Here is a 14136-nt window from a genome sequence, read left to right on the forward strand (position 1 = left end):
GATTGTCTATTTATTCAGCCGCAACAGGCTCATCCGGATTGGCCGGAGCCACTGTTTCCGGAATTTCCACTCTCGCTGGTGCCGAAGCATCTTCAACCGACGGATCGGAAATCGGACCCGTGGCAGCAGGTACCGCTCCCGGGTTCGGATCGTCTGCACCGGAGAAGTAGCCGAAGAACTCGCCCGTCGGGCTCAGTACCAGACGGGTATCCCCGTTGGCCAGACTGCGCTCGTAGGCCTGCATCGAGCGGTAGAACTCGAAGAAGGACGGGTTTTTGCCGTAGGCTTGCGCGAAAATGTTGTTCCGCTGGGCATCCCCCTCACCACGCGTGATTTCTGAATCACGGCGAGCGTTTGCGACGATCACGGTCGCATTACGATCAGCAACCGAGCGGATCTGCTGGGCCAGCTTCTCACCGTCGGCGCGAATACCGTTGGCTTCCTGCTGACGTTCCGTCTGCATCTGGCGATAGACAGCAGCGGAGTTTTCTTCCGGCAGATCGGCGCGACGAATGCGATAGTCAACGACTTCGACACCAAGCCGCATGGTCTTTTCATTCACACTCTTGCGGATCAGTTCAACCAGCTCATCACGCTTGTCTCGCACGATCTCGCGGAAACCGAAATCGGCCACCACGTCACGAAGAGACGATCCCATGAAGCCGTTCAACTGGTTCTCGAAGTTCGACAGGAATTTGGCCTGACGTTTGAAAACGAGCGGATCAACGATCCGGTAGCGCACGAAGGAGTCAATGATCAGGCGTTTCTTGTCCGATGCAATGACCTCACGTTCGGACTGCTCGAGATAGCGCGCACGCTTGTCGAGATATTCAACGCTCTGGATGAAGGGAACCTTGAAATAGAACCCGGCATCACGCGTTGCCCGTTCAATTCGGCCAAACTGGGTGACGATAGCCTGCTCACTCGGATAGACCACATAAATCGATCCATAAAGCAGAACCGCGACGAAGGCTGCGGCGACCAGTGCGAAAATTCCTTTTGCAGACATGATCAGTTCCCCGCTTTCTTGGTCAGTTCATTGAGCGGCAGATAAGGAACAACACCGCTGCCCTCTCCATTGCTGTCCATAATAATTTTTTCGGACTGGCCCATAACCTTTTCCATGGTTTCGAGATAGAGGCGCTTGCGGGTAATTTCAGGCGCCTTTTCATATTCGCTCAGAACCTTGCTGAAGCGATCGGCCTGACCACGGGCTTCTGCAACGGTCTGCTCGCGATAAGCATTGGCAGCTTCCAGAATCTGGGCAGCCTGACCTTCGGCTTCAGGCACGACCTTGTTGGCATAGGCTTGAGCTTCGTTCTGCATGCGAACGTTGTCCGCCTTGGCGGCCTGCACATCGCGGAAGGCATCAATCACCTGCACTGGCGGTTCAACACCCTGCAGCTGGACCTGAATGATCCGGATACCGGCCTTGTATTTGTCGAGCATATGCTGCGTCAGATCACGTGCGGCAACCTGGCGCGCAACACGGTCACCGGTCTGGATTTCGTCCATGGTGTTGCGACCAACCACTTCGCGCATGGCGGATTCAGCGACCTGCTTGACGGCAATTTCAGGACTGTCGACATTGAACAGATATTGTTCAGGATCCTTGATGTTCCATTGAACCTTGAAGTCGACATCAATGATGTTTTCATCACCGGTCAGCATCAAACTTTCTTCCGGGACATCCTGCGACCGAACCGAACCGCGCTGGGTATTGAATTCCCGCACCCCGATGGTGACGTCACGGATCTGGTCGACGTTGACCGTCTCAGTGCGTCCAATCGGATAAGGCAGGTTGTAGTTCAGACCGGAGGTGGACACAGCCATCGGCTCGCCAAGGATCAACTCGACCCCCAGTTCACCTTCTTTAATGGTGTAAAAGCCAGTGGCCATCCAGATGACAAGAGCCGCACCGGCAAGAAGGCCGACACCCTTGACACCGAGCGATCCACCGCCCGAACCGCCCCCACCAGGGAAGACTTGCTTGAGACGTTCTTGGCCTTTGCGGATCATTTCCTCCAGATCGGGTGGCTTTGGTCCCTGATTTTGAGGGCCTTGCCCCCAGGGACCACCATTTTTGCCACCGCCACCGCTGCCCCAAGGGCCACCGCTACCGCCACCATTCTGATTGCTCCAAGGCATACTTTTTCCTTATGTTCAGAACCCGTTGAGCTGTCCTTAGCCCATAAATCGTGACATGACCTTTAACAAGTCATGCTTGAGATATGGAATTGTCAGTCCAACTTGCAAAGTCGACTTTCGTGACAAGGTGGGAAGGGTATCGCCTAAAATCAAGACTTAACTGCCCATTTCCCCGCTCTATTCCGCTTTTGACGCGAAAAGCTGGTTGGTGCGTACAGATCGTCGCACTTTAAGCACCGAACCTCTGTCTGATGAGATGCAAAGGCCTACGCTCGCCAGAGCGTCAGATCAGCCTTGTGTTTCGATCCGCTCGTAAACAGCAAAAGACATCGGCGCGCTGTCCTGTTCTCCCTGAACATCAGCCTCACTGCTGACTGTGTACCACATGGCCGGATCAATTGCAGGAAGAAACGTGTCGCCTTCAGGCGCCGCGTGTATATGGGTGACATAGAGGCGATCCGCCTGATCCCATAGGGCATTGTAGATCGTGCCGCCACCGATCACGGCGATTTCATCCACCTGATCCGCCAGAGCACGCGCGCGTGCCACGTCAAGCGCAGCCTCGAGCGACGCGACAACGATCACGCCCTCCGGATTGAAGGCCTCATCGCGGGTAACAACGATATTGGCACGGCCCGGCAAAGGCCGCCCGATGGACTGATAGGTCCGCCGCCCCATCACGAGCGGCTTGCCCATCGTCATCTCTTTGAACCGCCTGAGGTCGGTCGAGACATGCCACGGCATGGCATTGTTCATGCCAATTACGCCATTGTCAGCGACCGCATAATGAAACACCAGCTTTGGCTCGCCACTTGTTGTCATATCGCCCTTCATCCTGCGTTTGATCCCTTTGGGCAGGGACGCAGATCATGCTTCGAGAAAACACCCGGCTTGGTATCATCAATCTTTAGATACGTCACCCGCAGCAACAGCAGCAGAATAAGAAAAATGATCACGTCATCAGACAGTCGCAGGTCAGTTTTAAGAAGATGCCATCATTCACGACCATCAAAACCAAAAAAGCCGCAAGACCGACAAGCGGCCTTGCGGCAGGTGGCTCTAGCAAACGTTGCTATTCGACCGTTGCATCACTGAGCATGCGCCAAGTCTTGCCAAGCTTGTGCACATCCCCCTTCAGTGTGACGCGGGTCTGCAGCTGGATATCCGCACTGGAGGCACCAACCATCAGGGAGAAATGTCCTGGCTCGACGATCCGGTGCCCTTCGGCTCCGGTGAAGTTCAGCATATCGGTCGGCACGACGAATGTGACCTTGCGGCTCTGACCAACCTCGAGCGGCACCCGCGCGAAGGCTTTCAGCTCCTTGACAGGACGGACGACACTGGCCAGTTCATCGCGCACATAAAGCTGCGGCACGGCAACGCCAGCGCGGTCGCCCTTATTGCTCACCGTGAACGACAATCGAACCTCGCCAGTCTGGCAGTCAACCTCTTCTTCAGCCAAGGCAACATCGGAATAGGCAAACTCCGTGTATCCGAGGCCATGACCAAACGGATAAAGAGATCCGAAATGCCGAGCAATCGGCGTGCCCGAACTCTTGAAGTTGTGATTGTAGAAATAAGGTGCAGCACCAGCACTTTTCGGGATCGACAAGGTCAGGCGGCCAGAGGGTTCTACCGCACCGGTGAGAACGTCGGCCAGAGCCGAGCCCCCTTGTTGCCCCGCAAAGAAGGTCATGACCTGCGCGGCCAGTTTGTCTTCAAGGCCACCCAGATTGTAAGGGCGACCGCTTGAAAGCACGACGATCACAGGCTTGCCCGTTGCAACAACGGCTTCCAAAAGCTCCTGCTGGACGCCGGGGAGCCGCAGGGAATCAACATCCGACCCCTCGCCCACCGTGCCGGTCTGGAAAATGCCGGACAAATCGCCCACACAGACGATGGCGGCATCGGCCGCCTTAGCTGCCGCCACAGCCTCTGGGATCATGTCGAGACGCATCGACAACGAAGAGGCCTGTTCAAGGCTTGAGCTGTCATCCACGTCACCGGGAAAGACCGGAGCCCCTGCCTTGCGCTCGTCCAGAATATTGCACCCGCGCGCATAGGTGATCGAAGTTGAATCGCCAAGCTTCTGCTTAAGGCCAGCAAGTGGCGTCACCACGTTGGCAACTTCCTCCGCCTCGTTATTCTGAATGAGATGGACAGGGAAACTATAGTCCCCCAGAAGGGCCAGCGGATCATCAGCCGTCGGACCGATAACGACAATGTTTTTCAGGTTCGACAGCGGCAAGATGCCGTTATTCGACAGGATGACGACGGATTGCTCGGCGACTTGGCGCGCCACATCCACGGACCGATCCGACTGCAGCACGATGGCCGCATCATCGGCATAGGGCTTCTCGAACAGACCGATACGGAATTTTTCGAGCAGCACCCGCCGAACGATCGCATCAACCGTCTCTTCCGTGATGAGGCCACGCTTGACGGCCTCACCAAGATCTTTGGCACAATCATCGCCCGGCAATTCGACATCGAGACCGGCATTGAAGGAAAGAGCGGCGGCTTCCGCCTCGTTGGCAGCGATGCCGTGATGCTGGTAAAGGAGGGAAACCCCGACATAGTCGGCTACGATCAGACCATCAAAGCCCCAATCCTCGCGCAGAACCTTGGTCATCAGATGGTGTGAAGCGTGCACGGGTTCATTGTCGATATCGTGATAGGCTGGCATGATCGAGCCTGCATTGCCCAACTTGACCGCCATCTCGAACGGCAACAGGAACATGTCGCTCAGCTCGCGCCATCCCATATGCACAGGCGCATGGTTGCGTCCGCCTTCACTGGCCGAATGGCCCGCAAAGTGCTTCAGCGTTGCCAGGAGGTCGCGCGCTTCACCCTGCAGCCCTTTGACATATTGCGTGGCCATCAGCCCGCACAGATAGGGATCCTCGCCAAAGGTTTCTTCGGTCCGGCCCCAGCGGGCATCGCGCGCCACGTCAAGCACCGGAGCGAGCCCCTGATGACAACCGACCATACGGGCCTCTTCACCAATTTGCGCGCCCACCTCTTTGATGAGGTCCGGGTTCCATGTGGCGCCATAGTTGAGCGAGGAGGGAAACAGCGTCGCGCCCTTGATCATCAGGCCAGAGAGGCATTCCTCATGCGACATCACCGGAATACCAAGGCGGGTCTCTTCGAGCATGAATTTCTGCAAGGCGTTGAGGGCCCGAACCCCTTGGGCGGGATCAATGCTGCGGGTGCCGAGCGGTCGCGTTATCTGACCCAGCCCGCACGACAGCATCTGCCGCAGCGTGTCGGCGTTGCTCTCACCGGTGAATTGATCGCTGCGGACTTGGTGTTCGCCATTTTCGTTCAGGAACAGCCAGACCGCGTGCATCTGCCCGATCTTTTCCTCCAGTGTCATGCGAGAAATCAGATCGTCAGCACGGGTTTCGGGGCTTTGAGTGGCGTCTTTGTAGAGTTCTGTCATTGTCTTATTCCTTAAAAGCGCGCTTCAGAGTGACGCGGCATCAAAGCTGAGAGATTTGGGAGCCGGATTGAGATGCGTGAGCGCGTCTCCAGCCTCGTCGAACAGATGACAAAGTTCGGGTTTGACTTGGAAACGAACCGCCCCACGACTGGTCACAACGGCATCATCCGAGACCTTCGCGATCATCGGGTTGTCAACGTTTTCCGATAGATAGAGGAAGCTGTATTCGCCGAAATTCTCAACGGCATTAAGAGATCGGGTGAAGACCTGTTCGGTCACCTCTTCGCCAACAGGCAGCATGTGCTCTGGACGGACACCCAGCGTGAGTTTGGTGCCAACGGCCAGTTGATCAGCCGAAACAGGGACAAACAACGTTTCACCACTGTCGAGCGCAACACGCGCCCCAACAGATGTGGCCTCAAGCAGCTTCACCGGAAGGAAATTCATGGCCGGTGACCCGAGGAAGCCCGCCACGAAGAGGTTTTGCGGCCGGTGATAAAGCTCGAGCGGCGTGCCAATCTGGGCAATGGATCCCTTTTTGAGCACGTCATCGCCTGCGCGCAGCAAAACGATCTTGTCGGCCAGTGCCATCGCTTCGGTCTGGTCATGGGTCACATAAACCATGCTGGCTTCTGGGAACTTGCGATGCAGATTGGCAATCTCGGTGCGCATATGCACACGCAACGCGGCATCGAGGTTGGACAGCGGTTCATCGAACAGGAACACCGCCGGCTGGCGCACGATCGCCCGACCAATGGCCACGCGCTGGCGCTGACCACCGGAAAGCTCCTTGGGCTTGCGCTCCAACAAAGGCTCGATCTGCAGAATGCGGGCAGCTTCATTGACTCGCTCGGTAATCTTGTCCTTTGGCGTCTTGGCCTGCTTGAGGCCAAAGGCCATGTTTTCATAGACCGACATATGCGGATACAGCGCATAGTTCTGGAAAACCATGGCAACACGGCGTTCAGCGGGCAGCGCTTCGTTCATGCGCTGATCCCCGATCCGCAGCTCACCGTCTGTCAGGGTTTCGATCCCTGCGATCATCCGCAGCAAGGTGGATTTGCCGCAGCCCGATGGACCAAGGAAGACGCAGAACTGACCATCCTCGATTTTAAGATCGATTTTATTCAGAACGGTAGCGCGGCCAAACCGTTTCGCTGCATTTTCAAGGGTAATGCTTGTCATGACTGAGAGGTCCTCTTTGCAGAGATGTCTTTGTCCGGCCGCGACGCACCGTCCAAAACGGGTGCGATCGAGCTTGGGAATGGGAAAGCTTGGGTCGAATGGTTGTGCCTATGCTCTGTCATGGTTCAACCTTTCAGGGACCCGGCCATCATGCCGTTGACGATTTTTTCCTGACCGATGGCATAAACGATGATCAAAGGCAGCGTACTGAGCGTGACCACGGCGAGGATCGCAGGAATGTCCGCAGCATACTGACCCTGAAAGTCCCACACAGCGAGCGGCAGCGTCCGCGTGCTCGGCGAGCTGGTCAACACATAGGCAAACACAAACTCGTTCCACAGCATGATGCCGTTGTAGATGGCGACCGTTGAAATACCCGGTCCCGAGAGGGGAAAAAAGATCTTGAAGAAGATCTTGAACGGACCGCAGCCATCGAGGAAGGCCGCTTCTTCCAGCTCTTTGGGCACCTGACGCATGAATTCGGTGAGAATGAACACCGAGATCGGCAGACTGCACGCCACATAGGGGCCGATAAGCGCGAACATGGTGTCATACAGCCCCATATTCTTGATCATCAGATAGACCGGCACCAGCGTCACATGCAGAGGCACGATCATGCCCGCCACGATCAGACCGAACAGCGCATTGTTGAAGCGGAACTTGAGCCGCGCCAAGGCATAGGCCGCCATGGAACTGACCAGAACGATGAGGATCACCGAAATGGAGATGACGAACACCGAGTTGCGCAAATAGGTAAGGAACGATCCATTGAGCAACTGGAGGTAGTTGTCGAAATTCCAGGTTTCGGGCGGCATCCAGACCGGATTGGAGTAGGTTTCCTGCAGGCTCTTGAAGCTGGTGAAAGCCACGAAGATGAAGGGCAGCGTGGTGACCAACAGCCAGAACAGGCCCAGCACGGGAAAAGCGACTTTTGATATCTTGAATGGTTTCTTGCTCATCGCTCAGACCTCCGTTTCGAAGCGTTTGGACACGCGCATGGAGATGCTCGCTATCACGGTGATGATGATGAACATCGCCGAGGCAATGGTGCTGCCATAGCCCATCTCGAAGGAGTTGAAGACCGTGTGATACATGTAGGTGGCCATCATTTCCGACGAATGCTCGGGGCCGCCATCCGTCATCACATAGACAAGATCGAAGTAGCGCATCGAGCCGATCACAGCGAGCAGCACCGCGGTACGGAACGTGCCTTGCAGATGTGGCAACTTGAGACGCCAGAAGATGGTGGACTGACTTGCGCCATCCAGATTTGCCGCTTCAACGACCTCTCGGGGGAAGGAGGACAGAGCAGCCAGAAACAGCACCATGTAGAAGGGCACATTCTGCCAGCAGACAACGGCAATGACCGAACCTAGTGCCAGATCCGGGTCTCCCAGCCAATCCTGGGTCAAGTCATAAAGACCGAACTCGGTAAGGATGGAGTTGATCGGCCCGAAGTTGGGGTCGAAGATATTCTTGAACAACACGCCCAGAGCCACACTCGACATCAAAAGCGGGATGAAATAGAGGATTTTCAGGATCCGTGAGCCTTTGGACGCTTCGTCCAGCACCACAGCAAGAAGAACGGCAATGGGCAGCTGGATCACGACGGAGAACACCGCAAGATAGATGTTGTTCAGCGCCGATTGCCAGAAAATCCCGTCGCTTATCAGTCTTTCCCAGTTGGCAAGACCAGTGAAACGCGCGTTGTCACCAAGCCCGTTCCAGTCAAGAAAGGAGAGTTGGAAGCTGTAGATCAACGGGTAGAGCAGAAAGACCGAAAGCAAGATGATCGCCGGAGCAAGAAAGACCAGAGGGGCTATCTTTTGTGCTCTCCGATAGGATTGTCTTGAACGGAGGGTCATGGATGGTTGAGATCCACCAGACATGAGAAGCATCCCTTCATTTGGCAAAAACCGGCCGTTGCCTCTGAAAGACAGCGGCCGGAAAGATCGATCACAATGTCGATGAAAGGTCCCTCAAGAGAGACTATTTGTCGGCAAGTTCCTGAGCGGCAGCTTCCATTTTTGCAGCTGCTTCTTCAGGCGTTATGGAAAGACCAAGCAGTTGCTGAGTCGTATCCTTGTGGACTTCAGCAAGAGATGGAGCCAGTTCCTGATCATACCAGAGCTGGATGCTTGGAGCCTTCGAAACGGCCTTCATCACCTCGGCCAGATAAGGATCATCGACTTTAACGCCTTTGACCGGAAGGATCTTGTTGTCTTCCATCTTCAGCTCTGCAGCCCGATCATCTGTCTGGTGCATCAGAAGATCAAACGCTTCATCCTGATAAGGGCAATCGGCGTTGATGGAGATGAAATTATCACCCATGGTGCCGATGGCATTGTTGGGATCGCCTTTGCCCCCTTCCACTGCAGGGAAGGTGAAGAAGCTGATATTCTTGGCAAAATCAGGATTTTCATTCTCAATGGAACCGAATTCCCAGCTGCCCATCAACTCCATGGCTGCGCGGCCGGAATAGAGCAACCGGCGAGACCCGCCGATGTCGTAATCCAGACCATTGTAGCCACGTGCAAAACCATCCGCCTTGACCAGATCTTGAAGCAGCTTGCCTGCCTTGATGAAGGCTGGATCTTCAAAACTGCCACCCGGCTCGCGATCAGCAGCTTTTTGGAAGACTTCCGGTCCGCCAATGCGATCAGCAAGATAGACAAAGAACATAGACCCAGGCCATTTTGCCTTATTGGCCAGAGCAAACGGAGCGATCTTGTTCTCGTTGAGAACTTTGACCACGTCCATCAGCTCTGACCAGGTCTTGGGAGGAGTAATGTCGAGTTTCTCGAAGATTTCCTTGTTATAGAGAACCACGGCAACTGCGGTGGTCATAACAGGCAGGCCATAGATGTCACCATCATATTTGACAGCTGAGAAGCCAGCAGGCAGGAAACGATCGGCGAATTCCTTGTGCTCTTCCAGATACGGCGTCAGGTTCGTCACTTTGCCGGCCTTGATATATTCACGCAGAGGGCCACCACCCCACGTGGTGAAGACACAAGGAGCCTCATTGGCACCAAACGCGATTTTCAGCTTGGTCTTGTAGGCATCGTTTGCAATGTGGGCATCCTCGACCTTGAAGCCGGGATTAGCGGCTTCGAAACGGTCAGCAGCGTCGCGAATGGTCGCAACGGTGCGCTCCTGCGTCTGCAGGTCCCATGATGTGATGACTTTGGTATCGTCTGCCGAAGCTGCCGCAATTGGCAGAAGTCCGGCGACAGCGACACCGCAAAGAAGGTTGGTAATACGTTTAGACAGCATTGAGTGCATCTTGTCCTCCCATTGTTCATGACTTGAATGGATCATGTCTGATCCGACAAGTTTACCCTACGAACGTTACCGGTAACGTTTCTTTGTGTCAATGGCTTTGAATCTTCGCAAAAAGACTGTATGTAGGACATATAATCGTGTATCGAGAGCGACAATCTTGCGGCGATCAGGCATTTTTTGACGATCGCAAAGCCAATTGGCCAAAAAAATTGTCAACAAGCCGGCGCCTCATTGCAGGCGGAACGTACGGTCAACACTCAACAACCGGGCGCCTCGCAAACACCTGTAACGTTACAAGTATCGTTACAGAATGCGCTTGAACGAAATGGGCTTTAAAGAGATAGGTACAAGCAAAAATGCCACGTCCCACCCTCGCCGATGTTGCAAAAGTTGCGGGCGTCTCTCGCATGACGGCATCGCGCGCTCTTAATGACAAGCCCGGCGTGTCCGACAAGACGCGGGAAGACATTCTGCGCATCGCCAGCGAGATGGGCTATGTGGCCAATCCTTTGGCCCAAAAGCTGTCAAATGGGCGCACCCACATAATTGGCGTGATTGCCCAGCTCCACACCTCATACACCGGCGAAATGATTATGGGCATCGGCGGCACAATTCGCGGAGCCGGATACGAAATGCTGGTCTACTCTTTGCCCGACAATGATACCCAGCCACCCTCCAGTGTTGTCAATCTGCTCCAGCAAGTTGCAGATGGCATTATCGTGCTGCTGCCTTACGAGGCAGACTATCTGGAACAGCTACAGGAAGCATCGCTGCCCGTGGTGACTGTGGAAACGGTTCTTGACGAGCCCGTCTTTCCCTCCGTGATAACGGACGGATATCTGGGCGGCAGGCAAGCGATGACCCATTTGATAGAGTTGGGACACAGACGGATCGGCTTCATCACGGGCAACCTCAAACTGCTATCGGCGCGCAGTCGTCTCAAAGCCTACAAGGATATGGTGGAACAATATGGACTGGACAATGATCCGGGCCTGATTTGTGAGGGTGACTACATGCAGCTGGGCGGCTTCGACGCAGCCCAGGAACTGCTCGCCATCAAGGACCGCCCCACCGCAATCTTTGCCTCCAATGACATCAGCGCTCTTGGTGCCCTTTCAGCCATCCGCGAAGCGGGGCTTTCTGTGCCAGAAGACATATCTCTCGTTGGTTTCGATGATATTACACTGTCACAACAGATGCACCCGGCTCTGACCACCGTCCACCAGCCACTTCAGCAGATGGGCCGCTCTGCCGTCAACATGTTGCTCGCCATGATTTCAGGTCTGGAAGTGCCATTCCATCAAATCACGTTACCGACAGAACTGATTGTCAGAGACTCCACCAGCAGCCTGCACAGCTCAGACAAGAATGGGAAGATCCAAGAAAAGGGCAAAGAAAAGGCTCAATAAGAACCGGAATCAGTCCCTGAAAGCCGCGTAACAGACATCAATTGCGATCCGTTTCGGCACTCTCAGACCGCCACCTGCCCGGCAATATGCGGATGCGGGTCATAATCCTCAAGCGTGAAATCATCGAACGTGAAGGCAAACAGATCCTTGCGATCCGGATTGAGGCGCATGGTTGGTAGGGACCGCGTCTCGCGGCTGAGCTGAAGCTTGGCCTGTTCAAAATGGTTCGAATAGAGATGCGCATCGCCAAGGCTGTGAACGAAATCCCCCGGCTCCAAATCGCACACCTGCGCAACCATCATGGTCAGCAGCGCATAGGAGGCGATATTGAAAGGAACGCCGAGAAAGACATCGGCTGAGCGCTGGTAAAGCTGGCAGGAAAGTTTTCCGTCCGCCACATAGAACTGGAACAGGCAGTGACAGGGTGGCAAAGCCATCCGCTCGACATCGGCCGGGTTCCAGGCGGTGACAATCAGCCTGCGACTGTCCGGATTGACCCGAATCTGATCGAGCAACTGGCTGATCTGGTCGATCGTCGAACCATCTCTTGCTGGCCACGAGCGCCACTGATGCCCATAGACAGGCCCCAGATCGCCGTTTTCATCGGCCCATTCATCCCAGATTCGCACCTTGTTGGCTTTCAGATAGCCGATGTTGGTATCCCCGGACAGGAACCACAGCAACTCGTGGATAATGGAGCGCAGATGCAGCTTTTTCGTCGTGAGGAGCGGAAATCCGGCGGACAGATCAAACCGCATCTGATGCCCGAACACCGAGCGCGTGCCAGTACCGGTTCGGTCCCCTTTGTCCACGCCGTTGTCGAGAATATGCTGCATCAAATCGAGGTAAGCCTGCATGGGGGTTCCTTTCTCGGCATCCAGTCACGCTAGGTCTGTGTGATACACGATTCTGTCTCACAGCCAGAAGCGCTTTTGCTGTGAGGCTTTGCCGCAACGCAGCTGCTGGGAAAAACCATGCACAGCGAACACTCCCCCTTTCACTTTTCCTACTTTAAATTCCTGCGCGCGGTCCCTATATTCAGCATGTCACTTCTGTGACTACGGCAATAAATGGCCTCTGTAATAAGCCTATCGGACCCGGGGGCGGTACCCGGCGCCTCCACCAAAAGCACCGCATCGTGAGCATGACGCGAAGCGATGTTTTTGCTGGGGGCGAAATAGGATCGACGAGGGTGTAAAGATTGTGTTTTTGCTCGGCATTGTACCACCGTTATCGGGCTAATTTTGTAGTTGCAAACGACAACTATGCAGGCTCTCGTCTCGCTGCTGCTTAAGCAGTGCGACTAGCCACTTAAAGCCCTAGCCGGTATGCTCGGTTAGGCGGGGTTCGGGGGCACCTGGCAACAGAAGCCCTCACCATGAACCCGCGCGTTCAAAACAGCATTGGCTGTCTGGGCAACGGTTGATATCTCTTGCCCAATCAGGGGATTAGGTCCGGCTTAGCTTGACTCCAAGCATCCGCCTCGGACAAGGTGTCGTCAAATTCTAGCAAATTTTCGGAGGCCCCATGAGCGAAGACCTGATCCGGTATGACATCCTTGCACAGGATGCCTTGCGGGGTGTCGTTAAAACGGTGCTGATCGAAGTGGCCCGCACGGGCCTTCCCGGCGAGCATCATTTTTACATCACCTTCAACACGCAAGCTCCGGGCGTCCGTCTATCGCCAAGGCTTCTCGAGAAGTACCCCGAAGACATGACCATTGTGCTGCAGCACCAGTTTTGGGATCTGCAGGCCAATGATCAGGCCATCGAAATCGGGTTGTCCTTCGACGGCATCCCGGAAAAGCTCTACATTCCCTATACCTCCATCGTCACCTTCATCGACCCCAGCGTTCATTTCTCGCTTCAGTTCGAGATCGATACGGCGCTGGAAGAAGAAAGCGCCGACCTCGACACCAGTTTGATGTCTGATGAGGATATTGTCCTCTCCGTTATGGATCCCACAGCTGATCCGGCTGAAGAGATCAACGCCCTGCTTGACAGCGTCGAGCAGGAAGCAAGCGCGGACGATCAGAGCCAGAAGGACGAAACAGAGGAAGAAGACGGCGACGATCCGGACAAAACCGAAGGGGCCGAAGTGGTCTCTCTGGATGCCTTTCGCAAGAAGTAAAGCGACGGAGAGCCTCGCACAACGGAGGCCGCAGCGAAACAACAATGGCTGACATCATCAATCTGCGTCAGGCGCGCAAGAACAAGGCGCGTGTAGACAAAGAGCGCAAGGCAGAAAGCAATCGGGCTCTTTTTGGCCGCACCAAGGCCGAGAAGCACCAGCACAAACACGACACAGAAAAACTGCAACAGCATCTGGACGGCCACAAGCTTGGGGCGGCCCCGTCTCCCGAGGACAAGGCATAACAGGCCGCAGCATGAAAAAGCATTCCGTGACCATTTCGGGTCATCGCACATCAATCTCTTTGGAAGACGAATTCTGGCAGGGCCTGAAGGTTGTCGCAGAAAGTCGAAAGAAATCTCTGGCAGATATCATTCGCCAGATCGACCGGGAGCGCGGCCAGAACAATCTCTCCTCGGCAATCCGCCTCACCGTGCTTGATCACTACAAGTCGCAAATCCCACACACCTGATATCCCTGAAGCCTGACGTCCCCAGAACCAAGCGGACACCACTGATCACAGGCTATCGATGG

13 protein-coding genes and 1 other RNA gene are annotated in these 14136 nt (G+C 55.1%); 5 read left to right on the forward strand and 9 right to left on the reverse strand.

From position 1 onward, the window contains the following. Positions 1-10 precede the first annotated feature (10 nt). The 8 genes from hflC to CPH65_RS23205 form a co-directional block, all read right to left on the reverse strand. Entirely contained in the window at positions 11-1009 is a 999-nt protein-coding gene (hflC, locus tag CPH65_RS23170) for a protease modulator HflC (RefSeq protein ID WP_096176058.1), read from the reverse strand. Positions 1010-1011: 2 nt separating this feature from the next. Further along, positions 1012-2148 carry an FtsH protease activity modulator HflK gene (gene hflK, locus CPH65_RS23175; protein WP_096176059.1) on the reverse strand — a complete coding sequence of 379 codons (1137 nt, stop codon included), beginning with the start codon at positions 2146-2148 and terminating at the stop codon, positions 1012-1014. 288 nt (positions 2149-2436) lie between these two features. Next, entirely contained in the window at positions 2437-2970 is a 534-nt protein-coding gene (locus CPH65_RS23180) for a dihydrofolate reductase (protein ID WP_096176590.1), read from the reverse strand. 250 nt (positions 2971-3220) lie between these two features. After that, positions 3221-5593 carry a glycoside hydrolase family 3 N-terminal domain-containing protein gene (locus tag CPH65_RS23185; RefSeq protein ID WP_096176060.1) on the reverse strand — a complete coding sequence of 791 codons (2373 nt, stop codon included), beginning with the start codon at positions 5591-5593 and terminating at the stop codon, positions 3221-3223. A 24-nt stretch (positions 5594-5617) separates the two neighbouring features. Continuing rightward, positions 5618-6778, reverse strand: a complete 1161-nt coding sequence (locus CPH65_RS23190; protein ID WP_096176061.1) for an ABC transporter ATP-binding protein — start codon at positions 6776-6778, stop codon at positions 5618-5620. Positions 6779-6903: 125 nt separating this feature from the next. After that, positions 6904-7737: a carbohydrate ABC transporter permease gene (locus tag CPH65_RS23195; RefSeq protein WP_096176062.1), complete on the reverse strand. Its 834-nt coding sequence runs from the start codon at positions 7735-7737 to the stop codon at positions 6904-6906. A gap of 3 nt (positions 7738-7740) precedes the next feature. Further along, on the reverse strand, positions 7741-8667 hold the full coding sequence (locus tag CPH65_RS23200; RefSeq protein WP_197703912.1) for a carbohydrate ABC transporter permease: 927 nt from the start codon (positions 8665-8667) through the stop codon (positions 7741-7743). A gap of 100 nt (positions 8668-8767) precedes the next feature. After that, entirely contained in the window at positions 8768-10054 is a 1287-nt protein-coding gene (locus CPH65_RS23205; RefSeq protein ID WP_096176592.1) for an extracellular solute-binding protein, read from the reverse strand. A gap of 365 nt (positions 10055-10419) precedes the next feature. Between CPH65_RS23205 and CPH65_RS23210 the strand changes: the two genes are divergently transcribed. After that, complete coding sequence (locus CPH65_RS23210; protein WP_096176063.1) at positions 10420-11472, forward strand: LacI family DNA-binding transcriptional regulator; 1053 nt, start codon at positions 10420-10422, stop codon at positions 11470-11472. Between the two features lie 62 nt (positions 11473-11534). Here the strand turns inward: CPH65_RS23210 and CPH65_RS23215 are convergent, their stop codons facing one another. Beyond that, the gene (locus tag CPH65_RS23215; protein WP_096176064.1) at positions 11535-12329 is read right to left on the reverse strand and encodes a thymidylate synthase; all 795 of its coding nucleotides are present in this window, start codon (positions 12327-12329) and stop codon (positions 11535-11537) included. A gap of 149 nt (positions 12330-12478) precedes the next feature. Between CPH65_RS23215 and ssrA the strand changes: the two genes are divergently transcribed. The 4 genes from ssrA to CPH65_RS23235 all read left to right on the forward strand — a co-directional run bounded on the left by ssrA (position 12479) and on the right by CPH65_RS23235 (position 14074). Then, positions 12479-12850: a transfer-messenger RNA gene (ssrA, locus tag CPH65_RS23220) on the forward strand. Between the two features lie 149 nt (positions 12851-12999). Further along, a complete protein-coding gene (locus tag CPH65_RS23225; protein WP_096176065.1) occupies positions 13000-13602 on the forward strand; it encodes an SspB family protein in 603 nt (200 codons plus the stop codon). A 44-nt stretch (positions 13603-13646) separates the two neighbouring features. Then, complete coding sequence (locus CPH65_RS23230) at positions 13647-13847, forward strand: DUF4169 family protein (protein ID WP_096176066.1); 201 nt, start codon at positions 13647-13649, stop codon at positions 13845-13847. 11 nt (positions 13848-13858) lie between these two features. Further along, positions 13859-14074: a ribbon-helix-helix domain-containing protein gene (locus CPH65_RS23235; protein ID WP_096176067.1), complete on the forward strand. Its 216-nt coding sequence runs from the start codon at positions 13859-13861 to the stop codon at positions 14072-14074. Positions 14075-14136: the final 62 nt, after the last annotated feature.

This window comes from Cohaesibacter sp. ES.047, assembly GCF_900215505.1.
Classification (GTDB): domain Bacteria; phylum Pseudomonadota; class Alphaproteobacteria; order Rhizobiales; family Cohaesibacteraceae; genus Cohaesibacter.

Excerpts from the sequence above, each read along its gene's own strand:
- CPH65_RS23205 (WP_096176592.1), bottom strand. The coding sequence starts at position 10,054 with ATGCTGTCTAAACGTATTACCAACCTTCTTTGCGGTGTCGCTGTCGCC.
- CPH65_RS23230 (WP_096176066.1), top strand. The coding sequence starts at position 13,647 with ATGGCTGACATCATCAATCTGCGTCAGGCGCGCAAGAACAAGGCGCGT.
- CPH65_RS23210 (WP_096176063.1), top strand. The coding sequence starts at position 10,420 with ATGCCACGTCCCACCCTCGCCGATGTTGCAAAAGTTGCGGGCGTCTCT.
- CPH65_RS23215 (WP_096176064.1), bottom strand. The coding sequence starts at position 12,329 with ATGCAGGCTTACCTCGATTTGATGCAGCATATTCTCGACAACGGCGTG.
- CPH65_RS23195 (WP_096176062.1), bottom strand. The coding sequence starts at position 7,737 with ATGAGCAAGAAACCATTCAAGATATCAAAAGTCGCTTTTCCCGTGCTG.
- hflC (WP_096176058.1), bottom strand. The coding sequence starts at position 1,009 with ATGTCTGCAAAAGGAATTTTCGCACTGGTCGCCGCAGCCTTCGTCGCG.
- CPH65_RS23235 (WP_096176067.1), top strand. The coding sequence starts at position 13,859 with ATGAAAAAGCATTCCGTGACCATTTCGGGTCATCGCACATCAATCTCT.
- CPH65_RS23190 (WP_096176061.1), bottom strand. The coding sequence starts at position 6,778 with ATGACAAGCATTACCCTTGAAAATGCAGCGAAACGGTTTGGCCGCGCT.
- CPH65_RS23180 (WP_096176590.1), bottom strand. The coding sequence starts at position 2,970 with ATGACAACAAGTGGCGAGCCAAAGCTGGTGTTTCATTATGCGGTCGCT.
- hflK (WP_096176059.1), bottom strand. The coding sequence starts at position 2,148 with ATGCCTTGGAGCAATCAGAATGGTGGCGGTAGCGGTGGCCCTTGGGGC.
- CPH65_RS23200 (WP_197703912.1), bottom strand. The coding sequence starts at position 8,667 with ATGTCTGGTGGATCTCAACCATCCATGACCCTCCGTTCAAGACAATCC.
- CPH65_RS23225 (WP_096176065.1), top strand. The coding sequence starts at position 13,000 with ATGAGCGAAGACCTGATCCGGTATGACATCCTTGCACAGGATGCCTTG.
- CPH65_RS23185 (WP_096176060.1), bottom strand. The coding sequence starts at position 5,593 with ATGACAGAACTCTACAAAGACGCCACTCAAAGCCCCGAAACCCGTGCT.